The 26,215-nt window shown below is 66.4% G+C and carries 27 protein-coding genes; 17 read left to right on the top strand and 10 right to left on the bottom strand.

Annotated elements, in window-relative coordinates; translation table 11 throughout:
• Positions 1-111 precede the first annotated feature (111 nt).
• Positions 112-1,299 (bottom strand): methionine adenosyltransferase, encoded by a 1,188-nt coding sequence (gene metK / locus ACV22V_RS17880; RefSeq protein ID WP_043184698.1) that lies wholly within the window; start codon positions 1,297-1,299, stop codon positions 112-114.
• Between the two features lie 265 nt (positions 1,300-1,564).
• Here metK and lpxL point away from each other — a divergent pair, with 265 nt between their 5' ends.
• The 9 genes from lpxL to hslU all read left to right on the top strand — a co-directional run bounded on the left by lpxL (position 1,565) and on the right by hslU (position 10,899).
• On the top strand, positions 1,565-2,449 hold the full coding sequence (lpxL, locus tag ACV22V_RS17885) for a lauroyl acyltransferase LpxL (RefSeq protein WP_059534982.1): 885 nt from the start codon (positions 1,565-1,567) through the stop codon (positions 2,447-2,449).
• A 283-nt stretch (positions 2,450-2,732) separates the two neighbouring features.
• The gene (gene dapF, locus ACV22V_RS17890) at positions 2,733-3,602 is read left to right on the top strand and encodes a diaminopimelate epimerase (protein ID WP_059691933.1); all 870 of its coding nucleotides are present in this window, start codon (positions 2,733-2,735) and stop codon (positions 3,600-3,602) included.
• Positions 3,603-3,638: 36 nt separating this feature from the next.
• On the top strand, positions 3,639-4,364 hold the full coding sequence (locus ACV22V_RS17895; RefSeq protein WP_059534978.1) for a DUF484 family protein: 726 nt from the start codon (positions 3,639-3,641) through the stop codon (positions 4,362-4,364).
• Between the two features lie 10 nt (positions 4,365-4,374).
• The gene (gene xerC / locus ACV22V_RS17900; RefSeq protein WP_059534976.1) at positions 4,375-5,295 is read left to right on the top strand and encodes a tyrosine recombinase XerC; all 921 of its coding nucleotides are present in this window, start codon (positions 4,375-4,377) and stop codon (positions 5,293-5,295) included.
• A 77-nt stretch (positions 5,296-5,372) separates the two neighbouring features.
• Positions 5,373-6,587 carry a class I SAM-dependent rRNA methyltransferase gene (locus ACV22V_RS17905; protein ID WP_448014888.1) on the top strand — a complete coding sequence of 405 codons (1,215 nt, stop codon included), beginning with the start codon at positions 5,373-5,375 and terminating at the stop codon, positions 6,585-6,587.
• Positions 6,588-6,785: 198 nt separating this feature from the next.
• Complete coding sequence (locus ACV22V_RS17910; RefSeq protein ID WP_059691931.1) at positions 6,786-7,859, top strand: CobW family GTP-binding protein; 1,074 nt, start codon at positions 6,786-6,788, stop codon at positions 7,857-7,859.
• Positions 7,860-8,354: 495 nt separating this feature from the next.
• Positions 8,355-8,771 (top strand): RNA polymerase-binding protein DksA, encoded by a 417-nt coding sequence (gene dksA / locus ACV22V_RS17915; RefSeq protein WP_006477498.1) that lies wholly within the window; start codon positions 8,355-8,357, stop codon positions 8,769-8,771.
• Between the two features lie 237 nt (positions 8,772-9,008).
• Positions 9,009-9,545 (top strand): ATP-dependent protease subunit HslV, encoded by a 537-nt coding sequence (hslV, locus tag ACV22V_RS17920; protein ID WP_006760749.1) that lies wholly within the window; start codon positions 9,009-9,011, stop codon positions 9,543-9,545.
• A 10-nt stretch (positions 9,546-9,555) separates the two neighbouring features.
• On the top strand, positions 9,556-10,899 hold the full coding sequence (gene hslU / locus ACV22V_RS17925; protein WP_059703136.1) for an ATP-dependent protease ATPase subunit HslU: 1,344 nt from the start codon (positions 9,556-9,558) through the stop codon (positions 10,897-10,899).
• An 84-nt stretch (positions 10,900-10,983) separates the two neighbouring features.
• On the opposite strand, the gene ACV22V_RS17930 is transcribed toward hslU, so the two are convergent.
• From ACV22V_RS17930 to ACV22V_RS17940, 3 genes are all read right to left on the bottom strand, one after another.
• On the bottom strand, positions 10,984-11,526 hold the full coding sequence (locus ACV22V_RS17930) for a response regulator transcription factor (RefSeq protein ID WP_044847841.1): 543 nt from the start codon (positions 11,524-11,526) through the stop codon (positions 10,984-10,986).
• Positions 11,527-11,539: 13 nt separating this feature from the next.
• A complete protein-coding gene (locus ACV22V_RS17935; protein ID WP_059703134.1) occupies positions 11,540-12,946 on the bottom strand; it encodes an ATP-binding protein in 1,407 nt (468 codons plus the stop codon).
• Positions 12,947-13,058: 112 nt separating this feature from the next.
• The gene (locus ACV22V_RS17940; RefSeq protein ID WP_059691929.1) at positions 13,059-13,283 is read right to left on the bottom strand and encodes a cysteine-rich CWC family protein; all 225 of its coding nucleotides are present in this window, start codon (positions 13,281-13,283) and stop codon (positions 13,059-13,061) included.
• A gap of 295 nt (positions 13,284-13,578) precedes the next feature.
• Here ACV22V_RS17940 and argB point away from each other — a divergent pair, with 295 nt between their 5' ends.
• The 7 genes from argB (at position 13,579) to ACV22V_RS17975 (ending at position 20,450) form a co-directional block, all read left to right on the top strand.
• A complete protein-coding gene (gene argB / locus ACV22V_RS17945; protein ID WP_059534964.1) occupies positions 13,579-14,478 on the top strand; it encodes an acetylglutamate kinase in 900 nt (299 codons plus the stop codon).
• Positions 14,475-15,266 (top strand): pyrimidine 5'-nucleotidase, encoded by a 792-nt coding sequence (locus ACV22V_RS17950; protein WP_448014889.1) that lies wholly within the window; start codon positions 14,475-14,477, stop codon positions 15,264-15,266. The genes argB and ACV22V_RS17950 overlap by 4 nt, the downstream gene beginning before the upstream one ends.
• Positions 15,233-15,895 carry a nucleoid occlusion factor SlmA gene (slmA, locus tag ACV22V_RS17955; protein ID WP_059534962.1) on the top strand — a complete coding sequence of 221 codons (663 nt, stop codon included), beginning with the start codon at positions 15,233-15,235 and terminating at the stop codon, positions 15,893-15,895. Before ACV22V_RS17950 ends, slmA begins: the two co-directional genes overlap by 34 nt.
• A 254-nt stretch (positions 15,896-16,149) precedes the next feature.
• Positions 16,150-17,295 carry a homoserine O-succinyltransferase MetX gene (gene metX / locus ACV22V_RS17960; protein WP_059534960.1) on the top strand — a complete coding sequence of 382 codons (1,146 nt, stop codon included), beginning with the start codon at positions 16,150-16,152 and terminating at the stop codon, positions 17,293-17,295.
• Positions 17,292-17,900: a methionine biosynthesis protein MetW gene (gene metW, locus ACV22V_RS17965; RefSeq protein WP_044847830.1), complete on the top strand. Its 609-nt coding sequence runs from the start codon at positions 17,292-17,294 to the stop codon at positions 17,898-17,900. The genes metX and metW overlap by 4 nt, the downstream gene beginning before the upstream one ends.
• Positions 17,901-18,016: 116 nt before the next feature.
• Positions 18,017-19,438 (top strand): AmpG family muropeptide MFS transporter, encoded by a 1,422-nt coding sequence (locus tag ACV22V_RS17970; RefSeq protein ID WP_059691928.1) that lies wholly within the window; start codon positions 18,017-18,019, stop codon positions 19,436-19,438.
• Entirely contained in the window at positions 19,428-20,450 is a 1,023-nt protein-coding gene (locus ACV22V_RS17975; RefSeq protein WP_448014892.1) for a M48 family metallopeptidase, read from the top strand. The genes ACV22V_RS17970 and ACV22V_RS17975 overlap by 11 nt, the downstream gene beginning before the upstream one ends.
• Positions 20,451-20,504: 54 nt before the next feature.
• On the opposite strand, the gene ACV22V_RS17980 is transcribed toward ACV22V_RS17975, so the two are convergent.
• On the bottom strand, positions 20,505-21,449 hold the full coding sequence (locus ACV22V_RS17980; protein ID WP_059691977.1) for an AraC family transcriptional regulator: 945 nt from the start codon (positions 21,447-21,449) through the stop codon (positions 20,505-20,507).
• A gap of 227 nt (positions 21,450-21,676) precedes the next feature.
• Between ACV22V_RS17980 and ACV22V_RS17985 the strand changes: the two genes are divergently transcribed.
• Positions 21,677-22,729, top strand: a complete 1,053-nt coding sequence (locus ACV22V_RS17985; protein ID WP_448014893.1) for an NAD(P)-dependent alcohol dehydrogenase — start codon at positions 21,677-21,679, stop codon at positions 22,727-22,729.
• Positions 22,730-22,814: 85 nt separating this feature from the next.
• Here the strand turns inward: ACV22V_RS17985 and ACV22V_RS17990 are convergent, their stop codons facing one another.
• The 5 genes from ACV22V_RS17990 to ACV22V_RS18010 all read right to left on the bottom strand — a co-directional run bounded on the left by ACV22V_RS17990 (position 22,815) and on the right by ACV22V_RS18010 (position 26,188).
• Positions 22,815-23,537, bottom strand: a complete 723-nt coding sequence (locus ACV22V_RS17990) for a hypothetical protein (protein WP_448014895.1) — start codon at positions 23,535-23,537, stop codon at positions 22,815-22,817.
• A complete protein-coding gene (locus ACV22V_RS17995; protein ID WP_448014897.1) occupies positions 23,534-24,148 on the bottom strand; it encodes a hypothetical protein in 615 nt (204 codons plus the stop codon). Before ACV22V_RS17995 ends, ACV22V_RS17990 begins: the two co-directional genes overlap by 4 nt.
• Positions 24,145-24,717 carry a PAAR domain-containing protein gene (locus ACV22V_RS18000; protein ID WP_448014898.1) on the bottom strand — a complete coding sequence of 191 codons (573 nt, stop codon included), beginning with the start codon at positions 24,715-24,717 and terminating at the stop codon, positions 24,145-24,147. Before ACV22V_RS18000 ends, ACV22V_RS17995 begins: the two co-directional genes overlap by 4 nt.
• Complete coding sequence (locus ACV22V_RS18005; protein ID WP_223962835.1) at positions 24,686-25,072, bottom strand: PAAR domain-containing protein; 387 nt, start codon at positions 25,070-25,072, stop codon at positions 24,686-24,688. Before ACV22V_RS18005 ends, ACV22V_RS18000 begins: the two co-directional genes overlap by 32 nt.
• A 342-nt stretch (positions 25,073-25,414) precedes the next feature.
• The gene (locus ACV22V_RS18010; protein ID WP_059534945.1) at positions 25,415-26,188 is read right to left on the bottom strand and encodes an exodeoxyribonuclease III; all 774 of its coding nucleotides are present in this window, start codon (positions 26,186-26,188) and stop codon (positions 25,415-25,417) included.
• Between the last annotated feature and the right edge of the window lie 27 nt (positions 26,189-26,215).

The following is a 26,215-nucleotide window of genomic DNA, read 5'->3' on the forward strand; positions in this document are numbered from 1 at the left end:
CCGGCGGGCAGCCGCCCGCCACGATCGCCGCGACGCCGTCATCCCGACGGCGATCGACGCGCATAAAAAAACCCCGGCATGCCGGGGTTTTTCGTTTCGGGCGGACGACGCTTACGCGACGCGTGCCGTCGGCTCGACGCCGGCCGCTTCGGCCAGTGCGAGCGCCTTGTCGGTCGCTTCCCACGAGAATTCCGGCTCTTCGCGGCCGAAGTGGCCGTAAGCTGCCGTCTTCTCGTAGATCGGGCGCAGCAGGTCGAGCATCTTGATGATGCCCTTCGGACGCAGGTCGAAATGCTCGCGCACGAGCTTCGTGATCACCGCATCCGACACGCGGCCCGTGCCGAACGTGTTGACCATCACCGAGGTCGGCTCGGCGACGCCGATCGCGTACGACACCTGGATCAGCGCGCGCGATGCGAGGCCTGCCGCGACGATGTTCTTCGCGACGTAACGGCCGGCATACGCTGCCGAACGGTCGACCTTCGACGGATCCTTGCCCGAGAACGCGCCGCCGCCGTGCGGTGCGGCACCGCCGTAGGTATCGACGATGATCTTGCGGCCCGTCAGGCCGCAATCGCCCTGCGGACCGCCGATCACGAACCGGCCGGTCGGGTTCACCAGGAACTTGATGTCGCCCTTGATCAGGTCGGCCGGCAGCGTCGGCTTGATGATTTCCTCGATCACGGCTTCGCGCAGCGCCGGCAGTTCGATGTCCGGTGCGTGCTGCGTCGACAGCACGACGGTGTCGATCGAATCGGGCTTGCCGTCGACGTAGCGGATCGTCACCTGCGACTTCGCGTCCGGGCGCAGCCACTGCAGGCGGCCGTCGCGGCGCAGGCTCGCCTGGCGCTCGACGAGACGGTGCGACAGGTGGATCGGCAGCGGCATCAGTTCCGGCGTTTCGTCGCATGCGTAACCGAACATCAGGCCCTGGTCGCCCGCGCCTTGATCGAGGTTGTCGTCATGCGCGCGGTCGACGCCCTGCGCGATGTCCGGCGACTGCTTGTCGTACGCGACGAGCACCGCGCAACCCTTGTAGTCGATGCCGTAGTCGGTGTTGTCGTAGCCGATGCGCTTGATGGTGTCGCGCGCGATCTGGATGTAGTCGATGTTGGCCGTCGTGGTGATTTCACCGGCCAGGACGACGAGACCCGTGTTGCACAGCGTTTCGGCTGCAACGCGCGAATATTTGTCCTGCTCGAGGATGGCGTCGAGAATCGCGTCCGAGATTTGGTCCGCGACCTTGTCCGGATGGCCTTCGGAGACGGATTCGGACGTGAAGAGATAATCGTTTGCCACTTTTTCAGGCTCCTGTGCGGTTACGGTTGGTTTCACGTAGCCAGCTTCGTTGGGCCTGAAGCGGCGACGCTTTAGCGGATTACCAGGACCGGGCAGCGCGCTTCGCGCCAGCCGGCTTCGCCCCGCAAGTTGTCAGTTAACTCGGCGAAGCCCGTATTATAGCGGCTTTCGTGAATTGTCACAGAGCGCCACCCGTGCTGCATCGTCCGCTGTCCTACCCCCCTGTTCGCAACGTGCCGGCCAGCCGGCCCCACGGAGATTCCGCATGCTAGGCCGCCTCGGCACGCACCTCGCCATCGGCTTGCTGAAGCTGCTCGCCCTGCTGCCGTACGGCTTGACCGCACGGTTCGGCGACGGCCTCGGCTGGCTGCTGTACCAGATTCCCAGCCGGCGAAAGCGCATCGTACATACCAATCTGAAACTCTGCTTCCCCGACTGGAGCGACGAACGGCGCGAGGAAGTGGCGGGCCAGCACTTCCGCCACGCGATCCGCAGCTACGTCGAGCGCAGCGTCCAGTGGTTCGGCTCCGAGCGCAAGCTCGCGAAGCTGATCCAGGTCGACAGCGCGGTCGATCTCACCGATCCGGATCTGCCCCCGACGCTGTTCCTGGGCCTGCATTTCGTCGGCATCGAAGCCGGCTCGATCTGGCTGAACCGTTCGCTGCAGCGCCGCTGCGGGTCGCTGTACCAGCCGTTCTCGAATGCCGTGCTCGAGGAAGAGGCGAAGCAGGCCCGCGGGCGTTTCGACGCCGAGATGGTCGGCCGCGCGGACAGCGCGCGTGTCGTGCTGCGCTGGCTACGCGACCGCAAGCCGGTGATGCTCGGCGCCGACATGGACTATGGCCTGCGCAATTCCACGTTCGTACCCTTCTTCGGCGTGCCGGCGTGCACGTTGACGGCCGTCGGCCGGCTCGCGAAGACGGGCCGCGCGCAGGTCGTGCCGTTCATCGGCGAGGTGCTGCCGAACTACAAGGGATACCGGCTGAAGGTGTTCAAGCCGTGGGACAACTACCCGACCGGCGACGACGATCTCGACGCGCGGCGGATGAACGAATTCCTCGAGGAACAGATTCCGCTGATGCCGGAGCAGTATTACTGGGTGCACAAGCGCTTCAAGACGCGCCCGCCCGGCGAGCCGAGCCTCTACTGAGCCGAACCCGCGGGCGCGCCGTCGGATGCGCGCCCGCACCCGTGCCGCCTTCGGCGCGCCTGCCAGAAAATCGTGAGCCGACTGCTGCGCGAGCCACGGATCCGCCGTCCCGCCGTTTTCCTCGCCCGGCCATCCGAATGACGCCCCGCCCGCGCAGGACGCCCCTGTCGGCTGCATGTATCATTTGCGGTTGAGATCAGCACGACGAACGACGCCGCCCGCCCTGGCGGCACGCCGCGTCCGCCGTGCCGACCGCCCTGTTCGCCATGGAATTCCGGACCCAGTGAAACTCTCGTTCACCAAGATGCACGGCGCGGGCAACGACTTCGTCGTGCTCGACAGCTATTCGCGCGCGCTGCCGCCGCTCACCGAGGCGCAGGTGCGCGCGCTCGCCAACCGACACTTCGGCATCGGCGCCGACCAGTTGCTGCTCGTCGAGAAACCGACCGTCGACGGCGCGGACTTCAAGTACCGGATCTTCAATTGCGACGGCGGCGAAGTCGAACATTGCGGCAACGGCGCGCGCTGCTTCGTGAAGTTCGTCAGCGACCGCGGCCTGACCGACAAGCGCAGCGTGCGCGTGCAGGTGATGAAGGGCCTGATCACGCTGACGATGCAGGACGACGGCGAAGTCGTCGTCGACATGGGCGCGCCCGTGTTCGCACCGGCGCAGGTGCCGTTCGACGCCTCGGGGCTCGACGGCCGGACCGAAGGCAACGACACGCTGTGGCCGCTCGACGTCGGCGGCCACACGCGCTGGATCTCGACGGTGTCGATGGGCAACCCGCACGCGGTGCAGGTCGTCGACGACGCCGAAGCGTATCCGGTGCTCGACGAAGGCCCGTTGATCGAGCTTCACGCCCGCTTTCCGCAGCGCGTGAACGCCGGCTTCATGCAGATCGTGTCGCGCAACGAAGTAAAGCTGCGCGTGTACGAGCGCGGCGCGGGCGAGACGCTCGCGTGCGGCACCGGCGCGTGCGCGGCGGTGGCGGCCGGCATCCGGCGCGGCCTGCTCGATTCGCCGGTGACCGTGCACACGCACGGCGGCACGCTGACGATCAGCTGGGACGGCGCGCGCGACGAAACCGCCGCGCTGATGATGGCCGGGCCCGCCGCGACCGTGTTCGAAGGCGAGATCGACCTGAACGTCTGACCCTTCAACGTCCTGATAACTGAACGCTCCAGCCACATGAACGATCGCGAAGTCGCCGACTACCTGCTCGCCAATCCCGAATTCTTCGCGCAACACGCGGAACTGCTCGCGACGATCCGTCTCGCGAACCCGCACGGCAAGGCCGCGATCTCGCTGCAGGAGCGGCAGATGGAGATGCTGCGCGACAAGAACAAGCATCTCGAGCGGCGGCTCGCCGAGCTCGTGCGCTACGGCCACGAGAACGACAGCCTGTCCGCGAAGTTCAGCCGCTGGACCGCGCGCGTGATCGCGGAACGCGATCCGTACGCGCTGCCGCGCACGATCGCCGAAGGCATCGCCGACGTGTTCGACGTGCCGCAGACCGCGCTGCGCGTGTGGGACGTCGCCGACACTTACGCGCAAGCCGATTTCGCGCGCCAGGTCGGCGAGGAAGTGCGCCTGTTCACGAACGGGCTGTCGACGCCGTACTGCGGCGCGAACACCGGATTCGAAGCGGCCCAGTGGCTCGCGCCCGCGCTCGCGGCGCCGGCCGTGAATGCGGCGGAAGGCGCCGAAGCCGCGCCGGCCGGCGACGGCGCGGCCACGTCGGTCGCGCTGCTCGCGCTGCGCGCGCCGCTCGGCGGCACCGACGCCCCCGCGTTCGGCCTGCTGGTGCTCGGCTCGCCCGATCCGCGCCGCTTCCACGACGGGATGGCGACCGACTTCCTCGCGCAGATCGCGACGCTCGCGAGCGCCGCGCTCACGCGCCTGCTGCCGCACTGATCCCGCGCCCATGACCGACGATCCGATCGCCGCCTACCTGTCGAACCTGAAGCACGTCAGGCAGCTGTCGGAACACACGCTGCGCGCGTACACGCACGAACTCGACGAACTGAAGAAGCTCGCCGCCGGCCGCCCGCTCGACGCGCTGACGGCCGCCGACATGCGCGGCGCGGTCGCGCGCGCGCATGCGGGCGGGCTGTCCGCGCGCTCGATCGCGCACCGGCTGTCCGCATGGCGTGCGTTCTACCGCTGGCTCGCGCAGCGCATCGAGATGCCCGCGAACCCCGTCGCCGCGGTGCGTGCGCCGAAGCGACCGAAGACCCTGCCGAAGGCGCTGTCGGTCGACGACGCATCGGCATTGATGGACGCGCCGCTCGCCGGCACGACCGAAGGCATCCGCGATCACGCGATCCTCGAGCTGTTCTATTCGTCCGGGCTGCGCCTCGCCGAACTGGTCGGCCTCGACGTCATGTACACGCAGGCGGACGGCTACCGCTCAGCCGGCTGGCTCGATCTCGCCGAAGCCGAAGTCACCGTGCGCGGCAAGGGCAACAAGGAACGCAAGGTGCCGGTCGGCCGCAAGGCGATCGAGGCGCTGAACGCGTGGCTCGCGGTGCGCGGCGAATTCGTGAAGCACGATCCGCATCCGCTGTTCGTGTCCGTGCGCGGCAACCGGATGGCGCCGGGCGTCGTGCGCGACCGCGTGAAGCGCGCGGCGCTGGCCGCGGGCATCCCCGCCAACGTCCACCCGCACGTGCTGCGCCATTCGTTCGCGACGCACGTGCTGCAGTCGAGCGGCGACCTGCGCGCGGTGCAGGAACTGCTGGGCCACGCGAGCGTCGCCGCGACGCAGGTCTACACGTCGCTCGACTTCCAGCATCTCGCGAAAATTTACGACAGCGCACATCCGCGCGCGAAGAAGCGCGACTGACGCGCGCCCCCGCCCTCCCCGCCGCGCATGGCGGCCGGCCACGGCCGGCGCCGTCCGCGGCTCCTTTCGATCCGATCATGCAAACCGTCACACTCAGACCGTCCAAGGAAAAATCGCTGCTGCGCCGGCATCCGTGGATCTATGCCAATGCGATCGACCGCGTCGACGGCACGCCCGCGCCCGGCGCGACCGTGATCGTGCGTGCGCACGACGGCCGCTTCCTCGCGCGCGGCGCGTACAGCCCGCAGTCGCAGATCCGCGTGCGCGTGTGGAGCTTCGACGAGAACGAACCGATCGATCACGCGTTCTTCAAGCGCCGCGTGCAGCGCGCGGTCGCGCACCGCACGACGATGGTGTCGGGCACGGGCGCGGTGCGGCTCGTGTTCGGCGAAGCCGACGGGCTGCCGGGGCTGATCGTCGACTACTACGTCGCGGACACGGCCGAGCCGGGCGCCGCGCCGCGTGGCCAGCTCGTGTGCCAGTTCATGGCCGCGGGCGTCGAGGCGTGGAAGGACGCGATCGTCGCGGCGCTCAGCGGCGCGACCGGCTGCCCGAACGTGTACGAACGCTCGGACGTGTCGATCCGCGGCAAGGAAGGGCTCGCGCAGACGACCGGCGTGCTCGCCGGCGACGCGCCGCCCGCGACGCTGATCGCGAACGAAAACGGCGTGCGTTATCACGTCGACGTGCCGAACGGCCACAAGACAGGCTTCTACGTCGACCAGCGCGACAACCGCGCGCTCGTCGCGCAATACGCGGCCGGCCGCGACGTGCTCAACTGTTTCTGCTACACGGGCGGCTTCTCGCTCGCGGCGCTCAAGGGCGGCGCGAACCGTGTCGTGTCGATCGACTCGTCGGGCGACGCGCTCGCGCTCGCGCAGCAGAACGTCGTCGCGAACGGCTTCGATGCCGGGCGCGCGACCTGGCTCGACGCGGATGCGTTCAAGACGCTGCGCCGCCTCGTCGACGAAGGCGAGCGCTTCGACCTGATCGTGCTCGATCCGCCGAAGTTCGCGCCCACCCGCGACAGCGTCGACCGCGCCTCACGCGCCTACAAGGACATCAACCTGAGCGGCTTCAGGCTGCTGCGCCCGGGCGGCCTGCTGTTCACGTATTCGTGCTCGGGCGCGATCGACATGGACCTGTTCCAGAAGATCGTCGCGGGCGCGGCCGCCGACGCGAAGGTCGACGCGCGGATCCTGAAGCGGCTCGGCGCGGGCGTCGATCACCCGCTGCTCGCCGCGTTCCCGGAAGGCGAATATCTGAAGGGCCTGCTGTTGCAAATCGTGTGACCGCCCCGATCTACGCGCACACCCGCGTCCGCCCGGCCGCCCCGCTGGCGGCTCCGCGCTCGAGCCTGTCGTCCGGACGACGGGCGAGGGCTTGACTGGTATGTTTCAATGGATGGTTGTGCGCCCCGGCTCGCGAGTCGACGGCGCGACGCACACATCCTGGTTTTGACCCCGATTCACGAACCACAGGCGACCGACATGGCCACTCCCGTCACCATCCTCACCGGCTTCCTCGGCAGCGGCAAGACGACGCTGCTCAAGCGCATCCTGAACGAACAGCACGGCATGAAGATCGCCGTGATCGAGAACGAGTTCGGCGAAGAGAACATCGACAACGAGATCCTCGTCCAGGACACGAACGAGCAGATCATCCAGATGAGCAACGGCTGCATCTGCTGCACGATCCGCGGCGACCTCGCGCGCGCACTCGGCGATCTGGCCGCGAAGAAGCGCGAAGGCAAGCTCGACTTCGACCGCATCGTGATCGAGACGACCGGCCTCGCGAACCCGGGCCCCGTCGCGCAGACCTTCTTCATCGACAGCGAGATCGCCGACGATTTCCTGCTCGACGCGGTCATCACGCTGGTCGACGCGAAGCATGCGGACGCACAGCTCGACGAACACGAAGTGGTGCAGCGCCAGGTCGGCTTCGCCGATCGCCTGTTCGTCACGAAGTCGGACCTGGTCGACGACCAGACCGTCGCGGCGCTCAAGCACCGCCTGATGCACATGAACCCGAAGGCGACGATCAAGATCGTGAACTTCGGCGATGCCGACATCAAGGAAATCTTCGACCTGCGCGGCTTCAACCTGAACGCGAAGCTCGAGATCGACCCGGACTTCCTCGCCGAGGACGACCACGCGCACCATCACCACGATCACGACCATGATCACGATCACGCGCATTGCGACCACGATCACGGTCAATGCGCGCACGATCACGACCACGGCCATCACCACCACGCGCATCACGACGACAAGATCAAGTCGTTCGTGTATCGCAACGACCGCCCGTTCGACCCGAACAAGCTGGAAGACTTCCTCGGCGGCATCCTGCAGATCTACGGCGAACGGATGCTGCGCTACAAGGGCGTGCTGTACATGAAGGGCGTCGACCGCAAGGTCGTGTTCCAGGGCGTGCATCAGATGATGGGCAGCGACCTCGCCGCGAAGTGGCTGCCGGTCGAGAAGAAGACCAACAAGATGGTGTTCATCGGCGTCGACCTGCCGCAGGACCTGATCACCGACGGCCTCGACGCCTGCCTCGCCTGAGCCTTCGGGCCGGCGTTGCGCGCCTTCCATGCGGCCGCCTTCCGGGGCGGCCGCGGCGCTTGCGCGGTGCCTTTTCCGGGCAGGGTTTCGCCGTCATCGCTTTTTCGCGATTTGCGCGTTATATTTTCTAGATATTGGCGCAGCCGACGGGGATCGACCCGATACGGCGCCCGCTTGCGATTCAGTTACAATACGTGCCCGCTGGAGTACGGCAACAAACAGGCCCGGTTCTTGCTGAACCAGTTTTCCGGGCATCGCAACCGCGCCGGATCGCCAATCCGCCTCTCGGCCGCGGCCGATGCAATGTGCCGCGCAGCACACCGGTTCGCAGCGCGCGCAACTCCGCGCCAGGCCTATCCTGGTATTTGAGAACCGGTTTTCCAGAGGCTTTCGGCCCCGCGGCGGCAAATCGCAAATGATTGCAAGCGCAGTTGCGGGTAATCCCAAAGTGCAGGCACTATCTCCTGATTTGCCGCACATTGAAGAAGCAAGCAGATGACGAAGAAACTCTTGACCGAAGCCGAAATCCTGAAGATGAGCGACAAGGATTACATGAATGAGGATCAGCTCGCCTTCTTCAAAAATCGGCTCGAACAGTTGCAGGCGGACATCCTCAAGAACGCAGGCCAGACGACCGAGAACCTGCGCGAGACGGTGATCGTCCCCGATCCCGCCGATCGCGCGACGATCGAGGAAGAGCACGCGCTCGAGCTGCGCACGCGCGATCGCGAACGCAAGCTCCTCAAGAAGGTTCAGCAGTCGCTCGCCCGCATCGATTCCGGCGATTACGGCTGGTGCGAGGAAACCGGCGAGCCGATCGGCATCCCGCGCCTGCTCGCGCGCCCGACGGCCACGCTGTCGCTCGAGGCGCAAGAGCGCCGCGAGCTCCGCCAGAAGCTGTTCGGCGACTGATCGAGCGGCGTTCCGCTCCGACACGCTGCTTCCCGAAAGCGCGCGGCCTGCCGCGCGCTTTTTGTTTTTCCGGCACCGGTTCCCGGCCCGCCGGCCGATTTGCCTCCCCCTCTTGATATCCCGGCGCCCGCCCTAAAATGAAACGGACGCGCGCCGGGCCGCTCCCCGGCGCACTGCGATTCAAGCGGCGGCGCCCCGCGCCGCCCGACTCTTCCCCGTTTTTCTCAAGGAACGCAGATGGAGCAATTTCACGGCACGACCATCGTTTCGGTCCGGCGCGGCGACAAGGTCGCGCTCGGCGGCGACGGCCAGGTAACCCTCGGCAACATCGTCATGAAGGGTGGCGCGCGGAAAGTGCGGCGGATCTACAACAACCAGGTACTGGTCGGATTCGCGGGCGGCACCGCCGATGCGTTCTCGCTGCTCGATCGCTTCGAGGCGAAGCTCGAGAAGCACCAGGGCAACCTGACCCGCGCGGCCGTCGAGCTCGCGAAGGACTGGCGCACCGACCGGATGCTGCGCCGCCTCGAGGCGATGCTGATCACGGCCGATGCGACCACCACGCTCGTGATCACCGGCAACGGCGACGTGCTCGACCCGGAAGGCGGCATCTGCGCGATCGGCTCGGGCGGCGCCTATGCGCAGGCCGCGGCCCGCGCGCTCGCGGAGAACACCGAGCTGTCCCCGCGCGAGATCGTCGAGAAATCGCTCGAGATCGCCGGCGACATGTGCATCTACACGAACCACAACCGCATCATCGAAACGATCGAGTAAGGACAGCACCATGAGCACCATGACCCCTGCCGAGATCGTCTCGGAACTCGACAAGCACATCATCGGCCAGGACAAGGCGAAGAAGGCGGTGGCCGTCGCGCTGCGCAACCGCTGGCGCCGCCAGCAGGTCGCCGACCCGCTGCGCCAGGAAATCACGCCGAAGAACATTTTGATGATCGGGCCGACGGGCGTCGGCAAGACCGAAATCGCGCGCCGCCTCGCGAAGCTCGCCGACGCGCCGTTCATCAAGATCGAAGCGACCAAGTTCACCGAAGTCGGCTACGTCGGCCGCGACGTCGACAGCATCGTGCGCGACCTGATCGAGATCTCGGTCAAGCAGACGCGTGAATCCGAGATGCGCAAGGTGCGCAGCAAGGCGACCGACCAGGCGGAAGACCGCATCCTCGACATCCTGCTGCCGCAACCGCGCGCGGTGGGCTTCGGCGGCAACGCGGATAACGCGAACGACGACAACAACGCCACGCGCCAGACCTTCCGCAAGCGCCTGCGCGAAGGCCAGCTCGACGACAAGGAAGTCGAGCTCGACCTCGAGCAGCCGTCGGCCGGCATGGACATCATGGCGCCGCCGGGGATGGAAGAGATGACCGAGCAGATCCGCTCGATGTTCTCGAACCTCGGCAGCGGCAAGAAGCAGCGCCGCAAGGTGAAGATCAAGGAAGCGCTGAAGCTGCTGACCGACGAGGAAGCGGCGAAGATGCTCAACGACGAGGAAGTGAAGACGAAGGCCGTGCAGAACGTCGAGCAGAACGGCATCGTGTTCCTCGACGAGATCGACAAGATCACGTCGCGCAACAACGAAGGCAGCGGCGGCGAAGTGTCGCGCCAGGGCGTGCAGCGCGACCTGCTGCCGCTCGTCGAGGGCACGACGGTCAACACGAAGTACGGGATGGTGAAGACCGATCACATCCTGTTCATCGCGAGCGGCGCGTTCCATCTCGCGAAGCCGAGCGACCTGATTCCCGAACTGCAGGGCCGCTTTCCGATCCGCGTGGAGCTCGACTCGCTGTCGGTGAAGGATTTCGAGGCGATCCTCGTCGCGACCGACGCGAGCCTCGTCAAGCAGTACCAGGCGCTGCTCGCCACCGAAGACGTGCAGCTCGAGTTCGCCGAAGACGGCATCCGCCGCCTCGCCGAGATCGCGTACGCGGTCAACGAGAAGACCGAGAACATCGGTGCGCGCCGGCTGTACACGGTGATCGAGAAGCTGCTCGAGGAAGTGTCGTTCTCGGCCGGCAACCACGCCGGCGAGCGCGTGACGATCGACGCGAAGTACGTCGATCGCGCGCTCGGCGAAGTGTCGCAGGACGAAGACCTGTCGCGCTACGTGCTGTAACGCGCGCGGCGTCGAATGCGAAACGGGCGGCCCGGCGGGCCGCCCGTTTTCGTTGGTGCGTCCGGCCGATGCCGCCGCGCCCCTTTACTGCCGCACCGGCTTCTTCGCGAGCTTGCGCTGCAGGGTGCGGCGGTGCATGTTCAGCGCGCGCGCGGTCGCCGAGATGTTGTTGTTGTTCTCCGCCAGCACGCGCTGGATGTGCTCCCATTCGAGCCGGTCGACCGACAGCACGACCGGATTCTCGAGCGCCTCGTCGGCCTGCACTTCGCTCGCGTTGGTCTGCAGCGCGGCCAGGATCGACTCGATGTTCGCCGGCTTCGCCAGATAGTTGTCGGCGCCTTCCTTCACCGCCTGCACGGCGGTCGCGATGCTCGCGTAGCCGGTCAGCACGAGAATCCGCGCGTCGGGCTGCAGGTCGCACAGCGGCGCGATCAGGCTCAGGCCCGAATCGTCGCCGAGATGCAGGTCGACGGTGATGAACTGGAACTTGCCGCCGGCCGCCAGCCGCAGCGCCGCCTCCTTGTCGTGCGCCTGCTGGACCGCGTAGCCGCGGCGCTCGAGGCCGCGCGCGAGCGTGCCCGCGAACACCTCGTTGTCGTCGATCACCAGGAAATTGTTCTCGCTCATGTGGTTTCTCCGTCTACGTGTTGGTTGAGGCGGCCGGCACCGCGATTCGCGCCACCGGCAGGCGCAGCACCGCGCGCGTGCCGCGGCCGGGGGTGCCGGCCGGGCGCCCGTCCGGCGGGGTCGCCGCTCGTTCGGTCGCGCGCTGGCCCGACGCAGCTGCCGCGTGCCCGTTCGCGCCGCCACCGGCGCGCCCGTTGCCGCCCGTCGCGCGCGGTGTGACATCGGACAGCTCGATCTCGCCGCCGAGACGCACGGCCGCGCTGAACGCAAGGTACAGGCCGACCCCGTGCCCGCCCTGCGTGCTGTCGACCGGCATCGAGCCGAGCGATTCGCGCAACGCGGCCGGAATGCCGGGGCCGTCGTCGCATACCTCGAATTCGATCTGGTCCGCAGCCCGCTCGTGGTGCGCGAGCTTCGCGGCCAGCGTCACGCGGTGCGGGCTCGCCCGCGCGGCGTTGTCGAGCAGGATCGTCAGGATCTGGCCGGCCGCGACGGTGTCGTCGAGTCCGACGCCCGACGGGCGCGCGCCGAGCAGTTCGAACTGCACGTGCGGATGCCGCAGGCGCCAGTGCTCGACGAACGTGTCGAGCCAGTCGTCCACCGGCTGGCGGCTCGCCGGCGCGCTCGCCCGGCTGCGCAGGCGCGCAAGCGCCGACGTGCAGAGCGTCATCTGTTCTTCCAGCACCTTCAGGTCGGCCTCGTAGCGCGCGAGCCCCGGATCGGCGCGGGCCGCGTCGCGCAACTCCTCCGCGAGCATCGCGATCGTCGACAGCGGCGTACCCATCTCGTGCGCGACGGTGGCGGCCTGCACGCCGAGCGCGACCGCCCGCTCGTCGCGCAGCAGGTGCGCCTGCGCTTCGCCGAGCGCCGCATCGCGCTGGCGCAACGCGTTCGACATGCGTGCGACGAACCATGCGATCAGGCCGACGCTGACCATGAAGTTCGCCCACATCCCCGTGCGGTAGTAGTCGAACAGGTTCGCCGGATTGTCCATGTTGAGCGGCACCGAATCGAAGCCGAGCGCCGCGTAGCACGCGACCGCGAACGCCGCGAGCCAGATCATCAGGTGCCACGGCAGCACGGCCGCCGCGATCGCGAGCGACGGCAGATACAGCGACACGAACGGGTTGGTCGTGCCGCCCGACAGGAACAGCAGCGCCGACAACGCGCCGAGGTCGACCCACAGCTGGCCGAGCAGTTCGAAATTGGTCTCGGGCCGCGCGCGCAGCACGCGCACCCAGGTCAGCGCGTTGAAAACGATTTCGAGCGCGATGACCATCAGCATCGCCGGCAACGGCAGATGCACGCCGAAATAGGTCTGCACGACGCCGATCGTCACGAGCTGGCCGATGATCGCGAGATTGCGCAGCCAGAACAGGTGACTGAGGTTGACGCGCCCGGTGGTGGTAATTCGTTGCATCCGAGCAGTTTACCCGTTTAGCGCCCGGCACCTCTACCGGGGGCCGGATCAGTGAGGACGGACGGAGCACCGGGCGAGCCGGCGTCGAGCCGGATTGCACGGGCCTGCGCCGTCAGCCGGCCGCGCGTGCCATGCGCTGGGCGATCTCGTCGGCGAGGCACTCCGGGCAGCGGCAGCGCGTACCGGGCGCCGGCGGCGCGCCGCCGGACAGGGTCGGCATCGACGCGCACCAGCAGTCGAACGGCTGCGTGCGGGCGCCGCAGTCGAAGCCGCGCCCGCAGTGCGGGCAGCGCGCACGGCGCGGAGTCGAACGGGCGTCGGCGGCAGTATCGGTCATGGCGGAAACGCGGAAGCGGGCATGAAGTCACCCTACGCGACAAGCATAGCGCGGCGGGCGGATTTTGCACGTCGGCCGATCGGCCGATGCGGGCCGCCAACGCGGGTCGAGTCGCGCTGTCCACGGCGCCGCCACGGGGCCCCGCGCGGGGTCCGGCACCATGACCGGCGGGCCGCCGCGCGTGGCGACCGGCCCGCGCGATCGGCCGTCCGGCCAGCCCAAAAACCCGATGCTGCGCTGCGCCACTCCTGTACAATTCGCCCTGTTTCAACCGTTCCCAGCCAGAGCCGCCGCCATGTCCGAGCCCATCGACCTCTCGCAGATCGCCCCCACGCTGAAGGCAGAAATCCTCGCCGAGGCGCTGCCGTACATCCGCCGTTACCACGGCAAGACCGTGGTGATCAAATACGGCGGCAACGCGATGACGGAAGAGCGGCTCAAGCAAGGCTTCGCGCGCGACGTGATCCTGCTGAAACTGGTCGGCATCAATCCGGTGATCGTCCACGGCGGCGGGCCGCAGATCGATCACGCGCTGAAGAAGATCGGCAAGGCCGGCACCTTCATCCAGGGCATGCGCGTGACCGACGAAGAGACGATGGAAGTCGTCGAATGGGTGCTGGGCGGCGAAGTCCAGCAGGACATCGTGATGCTGATCAATCACTTCGGCGGCCATGCGGTGGGCCTGACGGGCAAGGACGGCGGCCTGATCCACGCACGCAAGCTGCTGATGCCGGACCGCGACAACCCGGGCCAGTACATCGACATCGGCCAGGTCGGCGAAGTCGAGGCGATCAACCCGGCGGTCGTGAAGGCGCTGCAGGACGACGCGTTCATCCCGGTGATCTCGCCGATCGGTTTCGGCGAGGACGGCCTGTCGTACAACATCAACGCGGACCTCGTCGCGGGCAAGCTCGCGACGGTGCTGAACGCCGAGAAGCTGTTGATGATGACCAACATCCCCGGCGTGATGGACAAGGACGGCAACCTGCTGACCGACCTGTCGGCGCGCGAGATCGACGCGCTGTTCGCGGACGGCACGATCTCGGGCGGCATGCTGCCGAAGATCTCGTCGGCGCTCGACGCCGCGAAGAGCGGCGTGAAGTCGGTGCACATCGTCGACGGCCGCATCGAGCACTCGGTGCTGCTCGAAATCCTGACCGAGCAGCCGTTCGGCACGATGATCCGCTCGCATTGAGCGCGCGCCGCACAACCACCGGCCCCGACCTGCCGGCGTCGCTGCGACGCCGGCGCATCTCCCGCAGCCGGCCGCACGCCGGCGCGCCCGTCTGGCTGTTCGATCTCGACAACACGCTCCATCACGCATCGCACGCGATCTTTCCGGAGATCAACCGCGCGATGACGCAGTACATCGTCGACACGCTCCACGTCGGGCGTGCCGAAGCCGACCGGCTGCGCACCGGCTACACGCAGCGCTACGGCGCCGCGCTCCTCGGCCTCGCGCGCCATCACCCGATCGATCCGCACGACTTCCTGCGCGTCGTCCACACGTTTTCCGACCTGCCCGCGATGCTGCGCGCCGAGCGCGGCCTCGCGCGCATCGTCGCCGCGCTGCCGGGCCGCAAGTTCGTGCTGACCAACGCGCCCGAGAACTACGCGCGCGCGGTGCTGCGCGAGTTGCGCATCGAGCGGCTGTTCGAGCGCGTGATCGCGATCGAGCACATGCGCGACCGTCGCACATGGCGCGCGAAGCCCGACCACACGATGCTGCGCCGGATTTTGCGCGCCGCGCATGCGCGGTTCGAAGACGCGATCCTCGTCGAAGATACCCGCAGCCACCTGAAGCGCTACAAGCGCCTCGGCATCGGCACGGTGTGGATCACCGGGCACCTGCCGGGCCATCTGCCGAACATCGGCCGCCCCCAATATGTCGACCAGCGCATTCGTTCGTTAAAATCGCTCCGACTGGGCACACGATCGGGGCGACAGAAATGCAGCCGACTTACCCGCAGGACCAAGCCGTAACGGAAGACCGGGCCACACCGTCCCGCGCGCGCCCGAAACCGGGCGAGCGCCGCGTGATGATCCTGCAGACGCTCGCCGCGATGCTCGAGGCGCCGAAGCCCGAAAAGATCACGACGGCTGCGCTCGCGGCCCGCCTCGACGTGTCGGAAGCCGCGCTGTACCGGCATTTCACCAGCAAGGCGAAGATGTACGAAGGCCTGATCGAGTTCATCGAGCAGGCGCTGTTCGGGCTCGTCAACCAGATCGTCGCAAAGGAGCCGAACGGCGTGCAGCAGGCGCGCACGATCGCGCTGACGATGCTCAATTTCGCCGCGAAGAATCCGGGCATGACGCGCGTGCTGACGGGCGAGGCGCTGGTCGGCGAGGACGAGCGGCTCACCGAGCGCGTGAACCAGTTGCTCGACCGGATCGAGGCGACCGTCAAGCAGTGCCTGCGGGTCGCGCGTACCGAGGCGCAGGCGCCCGATGGCGCCGCGCCGTTCGTACTGCCGGCCGATTACGATCCCGCCGCGCGCGCGAGCCTGCTCGTCAGCTACGTGATCGGCAAGTGGCACCGGTTCGCGAAAGGCGGGTTCCAGAGGCCGCCCGGCGAACAGGCCGATGCGCATTTGCGTCTGATCCTGCAGTAGCCGGGGCAGCCGGCCCGCGAAATCCGCGCTCCGCGGAATTCCGCTATACTCCTCCGACCTGCCGCCTCCTTGGCGGCAGGTCGGAAGCGCGCCGATTTGCTGACTCGATTGCGGGCGCGCGAACCGACCAGGGCCTTGATGCGTCTTCGTCCCGGCGGTTCACTATAAATGCGGCTAAAGAGGTCGTCAGCCGCGCACCTTCGCCTCCGCGCATCGCCGACACCGTTTAGCCGCCCAGTCATAAGGCGGAACGAATGGAATCGATCGGCATCGTCGCTCCACAGACCATGCACTTCGCCGAACCGCTGCGCTTGCAAAGCGGCAGCGTGATCGGCAACTATCAGCTCGTCGTCGAGACGTACGGCGAGCTCAACGCCGCGCGCTCGAACGCGGTGCTCGTCTGCCACGCGCTCAACGCGTCGCACCACGTCGCCGGCATCTACGCGGACGACCCGCGCAGCACCGGCTGGTGGGACAACATGGTCGGCCCGGGCAAGCCGCTCGACACCAACCGCTTCTTCGTGATCGGCGTGAACAACCTCGGCTCGTGCTTCGGCTCGACCGGCCCGATGAGCATCGATCCGTCGTCCGGCAAGCCGTATGGCGCGCGCTTTCCGGTCGTCACCGTCGAGGACTGGGTGCATGCGCAGGCGCGCGTCGCCGACGCGTTCGGCATCGAGCGCTTCGCCGCCGTGATGGGCGGCAGCCTCGGCGGGATGCAGGCGCTCGCATGGAGCCTGATGTATCCGGACCGCGTCGCGCACTGTATCGACATCGCATCGACGCCGAAGCTGTCCGCGCAGAACATCGCGTTCAACGAGGTCGCGCGCTCGGCGATCCTGTCCGATCCCGACTTCCACGGCGGCGACTACTACGCGCACGGCGTGAAGCCGAAACGGGGCCTGCGCGTCGCGCGGATGATCGGCCACATCACGTATCTCTCCGACGACGACATGGCCGAGAAATTCGGCCGTGCGCTGCGCCGCGCGGACGGCGCGCTCGACGCGTACAACTTCAGCTTCGACGTGGAATTCGAGGTCGAGTCGTACCTGCGCTACCAGGGCGACAAGTTCGCCGATTACTTCGACGCGAACACCTACCTGCTGATCACGCGCGCGCTCGACTACTTCGACCCGGCGAAGGCGTTCGACGGCAACCTGACGGCCGCGCTCGCGCACACGCAGGCGAAGTACCTGATCGCGAGCTTCTCGACCGACTGGCGCTTCGCGCCCGCGCGGTCGCGCGAGATCGTGAAGGCGCTGCTCGACAACAAGCGCACGGTCAGCTACGCGGAGATCGACGCGCCGCACGGCCACGACGCGTTCCTGCTCGACGACGCGCGCTATCACAATCTGCTCCGCGCGTATTACGAACGAATCGCCAACGAGGTGGGTGCATGAACCAGCAAGCGCTGAACTCCCTGTCCGCACGCGCGGACTTCCGTGCGATCGCCCGCTGGGTCGAACCGCGCGCGACCGTGCTCGATCTCGGCTGCGGCGACGGCTCGCTGCTGTCGCTGCTGTCCGAGGAACTGGACGTGTCCGGCTACGGGATCGAACTGAACGACGCCGGCGTGCTCGCGAGCGCGAAGAACGGGATCAACGTGATCCAGCAGAACCTCGAGGACGGCCTGCGCCTGTTCGAGGATCACAGCTTCGATTTCGCGATCCTGTCGCAAACGCTGCAGACGATCCACCAGACGGCCGCGATCCTGCGCGAAACCGCGCGTGTCGGACGCGAATGCATCGTGTCGTTCCCGAATTTCGGCTACTGGGCGCACCGGCTGTCGGTGCTGCGCGGACGGATGCCGGTGTCGAAGTCGCTGCCTTACCAGTGGCACAACACGCCGAACGTCCGGGTGCTGACGATCAAGGATTTCGAGGCGCTCGCGCCCGAAGTCGGCGTCACGATCCTCGACCGCATCGTGCTGCACGAAGGCCAGCCGATTCGATGGGGAGCGAACTGGCGTGGTAGTCTTGCTGTCTACCGCGTCAAGCGCAGCTGAGCCGGGGAGCCGTTGACGGATGATCCGGCCCGCACCCGCGTGCGGCCGCCCCTCCTGCGCCGCCCGCGCCGCCTGCGCTGCCGCCGCAATCAGTCAACGCTACCCGGTTTCCGTCCATGTCCAAAACGCCACACGAGGCGCCCGCACTCACCGCTCACGAGGATCATCCCGGCTGGCGCGCCTATCTGAACACGCACATGCTGATCTGCGTGTTCCTCGGCTTCACGTCGGGGCTGCCCCTGTTCACGCTCGTCTACCTCGTGCAGGCATGGCTGCGCTCCGAAGGCGTGAACCTGAAGGAAATCGGCCTGTTCGCGCTGATCCAGTTCCCGTATACGTGGAAGTTCCTGTGGGCGCCGCTGATGGACCGCTTCATCCCGCGCCTGCCCGGCTGGCGGCCCGGCCGCCGGCGCGGCTGGATGCTGCTCACGCAGGTGCTGGTCGCCGGCGCGATCGCCGCGCTCGGCTTCGTGTCGCCGCGCGACTCGATCTGGACGGTCGCCGCGCTCACGACGCTCGTCGCGTTCTTCGGCGCAAGCTCCGACATCGTGATCGACGCGTATCGCCGCGAACTGCTGCGCGACACCGAGCAGGGCCTCGGCAACGCCGTGCACGTGAACGCGTACAAGCTCGCCGCGCTGATCCCCGGCTCGCTGGCGCTGATCCTGTCCGACCACATGCCGTGGGACGTCGTGTTCGCGATCACCGGCGCATTCATGCTGCCGGGCATCCTGATGACGCTGCTCGTACGCGAGCCCGAGGTGGTCGGCGCGCCGCCGCGCAACCTGCGCGACGCGATCGTGCTGCCGTTCCGCGAATTCATCCAGCGCGACGGCTGGAGCGGCGCGCTGCTCGTCATCGCGTTCATCTTCCTGTTCAAGATCGGCGACACGATGGCGACCACGCTGTCGACGTCGTTCTTCCTCGACATCGGCTTCTCGCGCACCGAAATCGGCATCGTCGCGAAAACCACCGCGCTCGTCGCGAGCGTCGCCGGCGGCATCATCGGCGGCATCTGGCTCGTGAAGATCGGCATCGGCCGCGGGCTGTGGATCTTCGGCGCGCTGCAGATGGTGTCGACGCTCGGCTTCGCGTGGCTTGCACAGGTCGGCCCCGCCTCGCCGGTGCTCGCGGTGATTTACGACTTCACGGTCGCGGCAAGTCACGCGCTCGCGTCGTTCCTGTCGATCTTCGGCTTCGAGGTCACGCCGCATCTGAGCCCGATGACGGTCGCGCTCGCGCTCGTCTACGCCGCCGAAACGTTCACCACCGGCCTGACGATGGCCGCGTTCGTCGCGTATATCGCGAGCACGACCGACCCGCGCTACACGGCCACGCAGTTCGCGCTGTTCACGAGCCTCGCGTCCGTGCCGCGCACGCTCGCCTCGGCCGCGAGCGGCTTCATCGTCGCGAAGATCGGCTGGTTCGACTACTTCATCGTGTGCACCGCGCTCGCGATCCCCGGCATGCTGCTGCTGTTCAAGATCGCGCCGTGGAACGGCACCGCGCGCAACGGCGAGGCCAGCCGTGCGCAATGATCGACTGCATCGCGCAGCACGCGTCGCCGCCGCGCTGAGCGTCGGCATCGCGGCGCTCGGCGCGGCGGCAAGCGCGCAGGCAGCCGACACGAGTGCGACCGCGCCGGCTGCACCGTCCACGCCCGCCGCTGCCGGTGCACAATCCGCCGCCGAAGCTGCGCAGCCGACCGGCGCCGCCGTGCCCGCGAAGGCCTATGCGCCGACGTCGCAGCAGGTGCGCTACGGCAACGCGATCGCGTTCCGCACGCTGATCCCGTCGCCGCTGCTCGAACAACTCACCGCGAGCGAATACGCGCAGATCGTGCAGGCTGCCGCCGACAGCGACCGCCTGCTGCCCGCGAACCAGCCGCGCGTGAAGCGGCTGCGCGCGATCGTCACGAAGCTCGCACCGTATTCGGTGAAGTGGAACGATCGCGTGAAGACCTGGACATGGGACGTCAACGCGATCCGCTCGCGCGACATCCGCGTCACATGCCTGCCGGGCGGCAAGGTGCTCGTGTACGGCGGGCTGCTCGATCGCGTCCGCCTGAACGACGACGAGTTCGGCGTGCTGCTCGCGCACGGCATCGCGCATGCGCTGCGCGAACACGCACGCAGCAATTTCAGCACGACGTCGCAAACGTCGCTGCGCGCGGCGTCGCTGCCGCCGCTGTTCGGCGTCGGCGATCCGCTGCCGCAGGCGCTGAATCTCGGCGCGCGTCTGCAGACGCTGCGCTACGACCCGACCGACGAAACCGAAGCCGACGTGATCGGCGGCGACATTGCCGCCCGCGCGGGCTTCGATCCGCGCGCGGCGATCACGCTGTGGGACAAGCTCGCGGCGGCGACGCGCGCGAACAGGACGTCGGGCTTCATCTACACGCACCCGTACAGCGCCACGCGGCGGCAGGACCTGCTGAACCGCCTGCCGGACCTGATGCCGCTGTATGCGAAGGCAGTCGGCAAACGGGTCGATACGCTGCCCGACTACGCGGGCATCAGCGCGCAGCGGCGCAAGATCGTGCGGCGCTGAGCGCGGCATCCGGCAGTTTCCCCGGCGCGCATCGCCGGCACATGAGCCCTGGCGCTACGCGCCGACTTCCGACTCGACGGGCCTGGTGCCGCTTTCGCGCATCCAGCGCACGTCGTCTCCCGGGCTGCGGCCGAACAACCGCTTGAACTCGCGGCTGAACTGCGACGCGCTCGCATAGCCGACCCGCGCCGCGGCGGCACCGGCCCCGAGGCCGTCCTGCACCATCATCAACCGCGCCTGGTGCAGGCGCGCGGCCTTCACGTACTGCATCGGCGATGTCGCCGTCACGTGCTTGAACTGCGCGTGGAACACCGCGAGGCTCATCCCGGCCTCGCGCGCGAGCGTCTCGACGTCGAGATCGGCCTTCAGGTCCGCATGAATGCGCCGCAGCGCCTTCGCGATGCGGCCGAAATGATGTTGCTGGACGAGCGCCGCGCGAATCGCGTCGCCCTGCGCGCCCGTCAGCACGCGGTACGCGATCTCGCGCATGATCGCCGGCCCGAGCACGCACGTGTCGTGCGGCGACGCGAGCGCTTCGAGCAGCCGCACCACCGCGTCGGCGAGCGGCGCATCGAGCGGCGTCGAATAGACGCCGTGCGGCTCGCTGACCGCCGCACCGAGCGTCTCGTCGAGCAGGATCGCGAGCTCGGCGATCACCGCGAGATCGACGCGGATCGAGATCGCGAGAAACGGCTCGTCGATGCTCGCGAAGGTCTCGCATTCGAACGGCAGCGGCACCGACAGCACGAGATACTGCTGCGCGTCGTAGACGAACGAGCGGTCGCCGAGATAGCCGAGCTTGCGGCCCTGGCACACGACGATGATGCTCGGCTCGTACAGCACCGGCATGCGCGGCACGGGGCGGCTCACGCGGAAGAAACGCACGCCGTCGAGCGCCGCCTGCGTATCGCCGTCGTTCGGCGCGAGACGCGCATGCAGCTCGATCATGCGGCGCCGCACACGGTCACCCGCGTCGTCGAAAAGGGGCTGGAAGCTCATCGGCGTCGTCCTGTCCGGCAAGAGAATCAGGCTTGCAATGTAGCACCTTGAAAGCATTTTGACGGCCGTTCGCGCGCAATTCGAGAGGAATAGGCAAATCTTCGAGACCTTCGTGTATTTCGCCAACGCGGCTCGCTCCTTACGATGGGCACCTGTCTCGCCGCGTCGCCACATGATGCGGTGGCAGTCTGATTCGCCGGACGTTTTCCCGGACAAGGAGCCTCTGCATGAGCACAACCTACGCTTACGCGGCGACCGACGCGCAGTCGCCGCTCGCCCCGTTCGAATTCCAGCGCCGCGCGCTGCGCGACCTCGACGTCCAGATCGAGGTGCTCTACTGCGGCGTCTGCCACTCGGACCTGCATCAGGCCCGCAACGAATGGCGCAACACGATCTACCCGGTCGTGCCGGGCCATGAAATCGTCGGCCGCGTGACCGCGACCGGCCCGCAGGTGTCGCGCTTCAAGGTCGGCGAGCTGGTCGGCGTCGGCTGTCTCGTCGATTCGTGCCGCACCTGCCCGAGCTGCGCGGAAGGCCTCGAGCAGTATTGCGAGAACGGCTTCGTCGGCACGTACAACGGCCAGGACCGCGTGACCGGCGACGTCACGTATGGCGGCTATTCGACGCAACTCGTCGTCGACGAGGCATTCGTGCTGCGCGTGCCCGAGACGCTCGACCCGGCCGGCGCCGCGCCGCTGCTGTGCGCGGGGATCACGACCTATTCGCCGCTGCGCCAGTGGAACGTCGGCCCCGGCAAGAAGGTCGGGATCGTCGGCCTCGGCGGGCTTGGCCACATGGGCGTGAAGCTCGCGCGCGCGATGGGCGCGCACGTCGTGCTGTTCACGACGTCGCCGTCGAAGGTCGAGGACGGCAAGCGCGTCGGCGCGCATGAAGTGGTGATCTCGAAGGACGAGGCGCAGATGAACGCGCACCTGAACAGCTTCGACTTCATCCTGAACACGGTCGCCGCGCAGCACGACCTGAACCCGTTCCTGCACCTGCTGAAGCGCGACGGCACGATGACGCTCGTCGGCGCGCCGGAGCACGACCATCCGTCGCCGCAGGTGTTCAACCTGATCTTCAAGCGCCGCCGCCTCGCGGGTTCGCTGATCGGCGGGATCGCGGAGACGCAGGAAATGCTCGACTTCTGCGCGAAGCACGGCATCACGTCGGATATCGAAACGATTCCGATGCAGCAGATCAATGCCGCTTACGAGCGGATGCTGAAGAGCGACGTGAAGTACCGGTTCGTGATCGACATGGCGTCGATCAAGCAGTAAGCGTTGCCTTAGGCCCGCGAACGCGCCTCCGAATCGATATCGTGGGCACGACACTTCGGTAGTGTCCGCGATATCAACGGAAACGTCAGTCGCTGTCCTGCAGCGAGAATTGAAACGGATTCTCCGGCGTATTGAATCCGAGCCGAAGCGTATCGCTGGTTCGAGCAAAGCGTCGCCCGTCGAACGTGTAGTACTCGACCAGCAATCCAGTCCGCGCCGCGTGCGCAGCATCTAACAGATAGCTATTCTTCGGAAATACGAGCTTCCCGTCGCTCGTCACAGCAACAGCACGGCATGACGAAAGCAGACCGGGCAATTGCAGAAACGTTGGCTTACGCGCCAACGGATTCATCACCAGGAAGACTTGCCGGTATCGGCTGGCGGCCTCTCCCGACGCGCTGCCGCTACCTTCCACACAAATCAGCGGTGGGTGGGCACCGGCTCGCTCGACGACGTACACGTCGGCCGAGCCCGGATGTATGTCGGTCGCACGCTCGCCCGGGAATGCCGTCGCACGCGCGAACCGATAGGCTCGGCCGTTGACGACGATGCGGTCCTGCCAGACTTCAAGATCGAGTGCTTGTCGTCCCAACTCGGCGTGCAGCGCCGCGAATTGGCCCGGCTTTCCAGGGAAAGCATAGAGCACATGCGCACCAGGCGTGTTCAGGTCAACCTCTCGCTCAACCGGGGAGTGAAATACCGAGCCTGGCCGTGCGTCGTAGAACGCGTCGTAACTGTCATACGATTCAGCCATGGCGTCGTGCGACAAGACAACCACTGCTGCCACCAGTATCGATATGATTTTCATCTGTATGCCTTCGCTCCCGTCGCCCTCAGAAAATCGGGATTGTATTTCCAGAAAATTGTGCTTCCATGGGCCGCGGTTGACACCCATACCGAATCGTAGCGGCCTCGTTCAGTGCCATCGACTGTTTTTCCAGTCTTCTTGTTTACCACTCTCCATCGCGTGACGAACGTCCCAGGATTCTCCCGTACTCCGAAAATGTTGTGCGACGGTGCCCCCCACTTGAATGTATCTCTGACTTTCGGGTGTGATGCGTACGCGGTCATGAAGTCACGACCATCCCACCAAAATGCACCATTCGATGGGTCAGGACCTTCATTTTCGAGCGCTTTGCGCGCCCACTCGACAGCCAGCCTCATCCCCGAGTCGGCATCGAGTTTGTCGTCTGGGGTAGACATCAGCTTGTTGAACCGTTGATTGGTGCCATTCCACGCATAGGCATAGTTCCGGTCCGTTGCACGCAGTTGGGATACGCTCTTCCCACCCCATGCCCGACATCGGTTTGCGACAGCAAAGGCGATTCCTCCGATTTCGTCCGAATCGTTTGCGACAGACGCTTCACCGTATGCGATCGCAGCAAGCAATCGCAGATCCTCGTTAATCGCATCACTCATCGGACATTCCCTGTACGCCACACTATGACAGTGAGATCAGGGTATGTTTTCATCGGGAACGAGCGCGTTCTGCCGTGGGCAAGAGGCACGTCGTTAACGAGCGTGCATCCGTTGCTCAGCACTTTGTAGCTCATGCCTTCGACAGGTTTTCCAGAGATTGCATCGACAATCTCGAAAAAATGCTCGATATCGTCGTCAGGGGCATCCGACATCAGTGCCGAACTCGGATCCGCCGCGTGCGCAACGGTCAGTGTGCCGTCATCGATATATGAATTCAGGAATATTCCCGGATTGCCGCCGACGAGGACTCGATTCGCTTTGCACGGACAGAGTACGAGGTCGCCTTCGACAACTACAACCCGACCTTTTTCCGATATCCCTTTACCGGTTCCGAATATTTTGAATGTCCCATTACAGTTGCCGCACGTCGCTTCGTCGCCGCTCAGCGCCACGTGCCTTCCATCGTCATAAATCGTGGACGAATAAGCGATCACGGTTCCACACGTCGTTGTAGGGTCGCCATGCCGAATCGCCGCCTTACGCACCGCCGCCTCCCGTACGAACAACATCGGCCAAAATCGGCGAATACGCCGGTTCAAACAGCCGGGGAATCTCCTCGCCATCTCGAACCGTAATGTTGTCGCACGCGTCCCGCGCAGCGGTCACGATACGATCACCATTACTCAAATGGGATCCGGTGACTGTCATCACCGGCCTGCCGTGCCACATGACGGCAAAGCCGGCCCCATCTACGATAATGGCCTCTGTTCCTTCCTCGTATGCAACGATATCGCCGACTACGGCCAATCCCAGATTGTCGATCGTCGCATTGGTGGACACGCGCGTAACCCTCCCACCGCGCTCGGTTCCCGCGCCGATAGTGGTGAAAAGGTACGTCGTTTCGTTGATTGCTTGTTCCGACACGCAAAGTTCTCCTCACTGAATGGACCATCGCGGCCTGAGGACGGCCGTGATGAATGATTCGCGCTTTCGGAAAACACGCGAGTATCCGTCGAGCAGTCTCCACAAAACGAGGGGGCCTTGAATATCGGATGAGTCTGAAAATGCGTGTGCTGCATGAACGAATCAGAGCCGCGTACAAGCGGCATTCGCTAAACATTGGGACGAATAGCCGTCGCCCGGCGGCATGATCACCGCACCGAAACAAAAACGAAACGGGCCGCATGTTCGACATGCGGCCCGTTTTCACATCCGGCGACCGGACGGCTCGACGGCGACGCGCGCGGCGTCGCGTCGCGCCGACGCTCACTTCTTGTAGTCGTAATCCACCGTCAGCGGCGCGTGATCGCTGAACTTGATGTCCTTGAAGATCGACGTGCGCTTCGCGGTGCCGGCCACGCCCGGCGTCGCGATCTGGTAATCGATCCGCCACCCGACGTTCTTCGCGTACGCCTGGCCGCGGTTGCTCCACCACGTGTACTGCTCGGGGCGCGGGTCGAGCGTGCGGAACACGTCGACGTAGCCGACATCGTCGAACAGCTGCGTGAGCCACGCCCGCTCTTCCGGCAGGCAGCCCGAGTTCTTCTGGTTGCTCTTCCAGTTCTTGATGTCGATTTCCTTGTGCACGATGTTCACGTCGCCGCACAGGATCACCTCGCGCTTCTTCTTCAGCTCGGCGAGGTGCGGCATGAACTCGTCCATGAAGCGGTACTTCGCCTGCTGCCGCTCTTCGCCGCTCGAGCCGGACGGCACATACACCGACACGACCGACAGCTTGCCGTAGCGCGCCTCGACGTAGCGCCCCTCGGCGTCGAATTCGCTGCTGCCAAAGCCGATGATCACGTCATCGGGCTCGTGGCGGCTGTACACGCCCGCACCGCTGTAGCCCTTTTTCTCGGCGTGGTGGAAGTAGCTCCTGAAGCCGTGCGGCTCGACGAATTCGGCCGGCAGGTCGTCGGCCGATACCTTGATTTCCTGCACGCACACGCAATCGGCGTTCTGTTCGCCGAGCCATTCGAAGAAGCCCTTCTTCGCGGCGGAGCGGATGCCGTTCAGGTTGGCGGTAATCACTCGCATCATGTCGGGTTCCGTTGTTCAGTTCAGTTC

The organism is Burkholderia sp. AW33-5 (assembly GCF_053427615.1).

What these genes read in the sequence shown, in the direction of transcription:
- lpxL (WP_059534982.1), top strand. Translation starts at nt 1,565, where the DNA reads ATGCTAGGCCGCCTCGGCACGCACCTCGCCATCGGCTTGCTGAAGCTG.
- ACV22V_RS17895 (WP_059534978.1), top strand. Translation starts at nt 3,639, where the DNA reads ATGAACGATCGCGAAGTCGCCGACTACCTGCTCGCCAATCCCGAATTC.
- xerC (WP_059534976.1), top strand. Translation starts at nt 4,375, where the DNA reads ATGACCGACGATCCGATCGCCGCCTACCTGTCGAACCTGAAGCACGTC.
- ACV22V_RS17905 (WP_448014888.1), top strand. Translation starts at nt 5,373, where the DNA reads ATGCAAACCGTCACACTCAGACCGTCCAAGGAAAAATCGCTGCTGCGC.
- ACV22V_RS17910 (WP_059691931.1), top strand. Translation starts at nt 6,786, where the DNA reads ATGGCCACTCCCGTCACCATCCTCACCGGCTTCCTCGGCAGCGGCAAG.
- dksA (WP_006477498.1), top strand. Translation starts at nt 8,355, where the DNA reads ATGACGAAGAAACTCTTGACCGAAGCCGAAATCCTGAAGATGAGCGAC.
- hslV (WP_006760749.1), top strand. Translation starts at nt 9,009, where the DNA reads ATGGAGCAATTTCACGGCACGACCATCGTTTCGGTCCGGCGCGGCGAC.
- hslU (WP_059703136.1), top strand. Translation starts at nt 9,556, where the DNA reads ATGAGCACCATGACCCCTGCCGAGATCGTCTCGGAACTCGACAAGCAC.
- ACV22V_RS17930 (WP_044847841.1), bottom strand. Translation starts at nt 11,526, where the DNA reads ATGAGCGAGAACAATTTCCTGGTGATCGACGACAACGAGGTGTTCGCG.
- ACV22V_RS17935 (WP_059703134.1), bottom strand. Translation starts at nt 12,946, where the DNA reads ATGCAACGAATTACCACCACCGGGCGCGTCAACCTCAGTCACCTGTTC.
- ACV22V_RS17940 (WP_059691929.1), bottom strand. Translation starts at nt 13,283, where the DNA reads ATGACCGATACTGCCGCCGACGCCCGTTCGACTCCGCGCCGTGCGCGC.
- argB (WP_059534964.1), top strand. Translation starts at nt 13,579, where the DNA reads ATGTCCGAGCCCATCGACCTCTCGCAGATCGCCCCCACGCTGAAGGCA.
- slmA (WP_059534962.1), top strand. Translation starts at nt 15,233, where the DNA reads ATGCAGCCGACTTACCCGCAGGACCAAGCCGTAACGGAAGACCGGGCC.
- metX (WP_059534960.1), top strand. Translation starts at nt 16,150, where the DNA reads ATGGAATCGATCGGCATCGTCGCTCCACAGACCATGCACTTCGCCGAA.
- metW (WP_044847830.1), top strand. Translation starts at nt 17,292, where the DNA reads ATGAACCAGCAAGCGCTGAACTCCCTGTCCGCACGCGCGGACTTCCGT.
- ACV22V_RS17970 (WP_059691928.1), top strand. Translation starts at nt 18,017, where the DNA reads ATGTCCAAAACGCCACACGAGGCGCCCGCACTCACCGCTCACGAGGAT.
- ACV22V_RS17980 (WP_059691977.1), bottom strand. Translation starts at nt 21,449, where the DNA reads ATGAGCTTCCAGCCCCTTTTCGACGACGCGGGTGACCGTGTGCGGCGC.
- ACV22V_RS17985 (WP_448014893.1), top strand. Translation starts at nt 21,677, where the DNA reads ATGAGCACAACCTACGCTTACGCGGCGACCGACGCGCAGTCGCCGCTC.
- ACV22V_RS17990 (WP_448014895.1), bottom strand. Translation starts at nt 23,537, where the DNA reads ATGAAAATCATATCGATACTGGTGGCAGCAGTGGTTGTCTTGTCGCAC.
- ACV22V_RS17995 (WP_448014897.1), bottom strand. Translation starts at nt 24,148, where the DNA reads ATGAGTGATGCGATTAACGAGGATCTGCGATTGCTTGCTGCGATCGCA.
- ACV22V_RS18000 (WP_448014898.1), bottom strand. Translation starts at nt 24,717, where the DNA reads ATGTTGTTCGTACGGGAGGCGGCGGTGCGTAAGGCGGCGATTCGGCAT.
- ACV22V_RS18010 (WP_059534945.1), bottom strand. Translation starts at nt 26,188, where the DNA reads ATGATGCGAGTGATTACCGCCAACCTGAACGGCATCCGCTCCGCCGCG.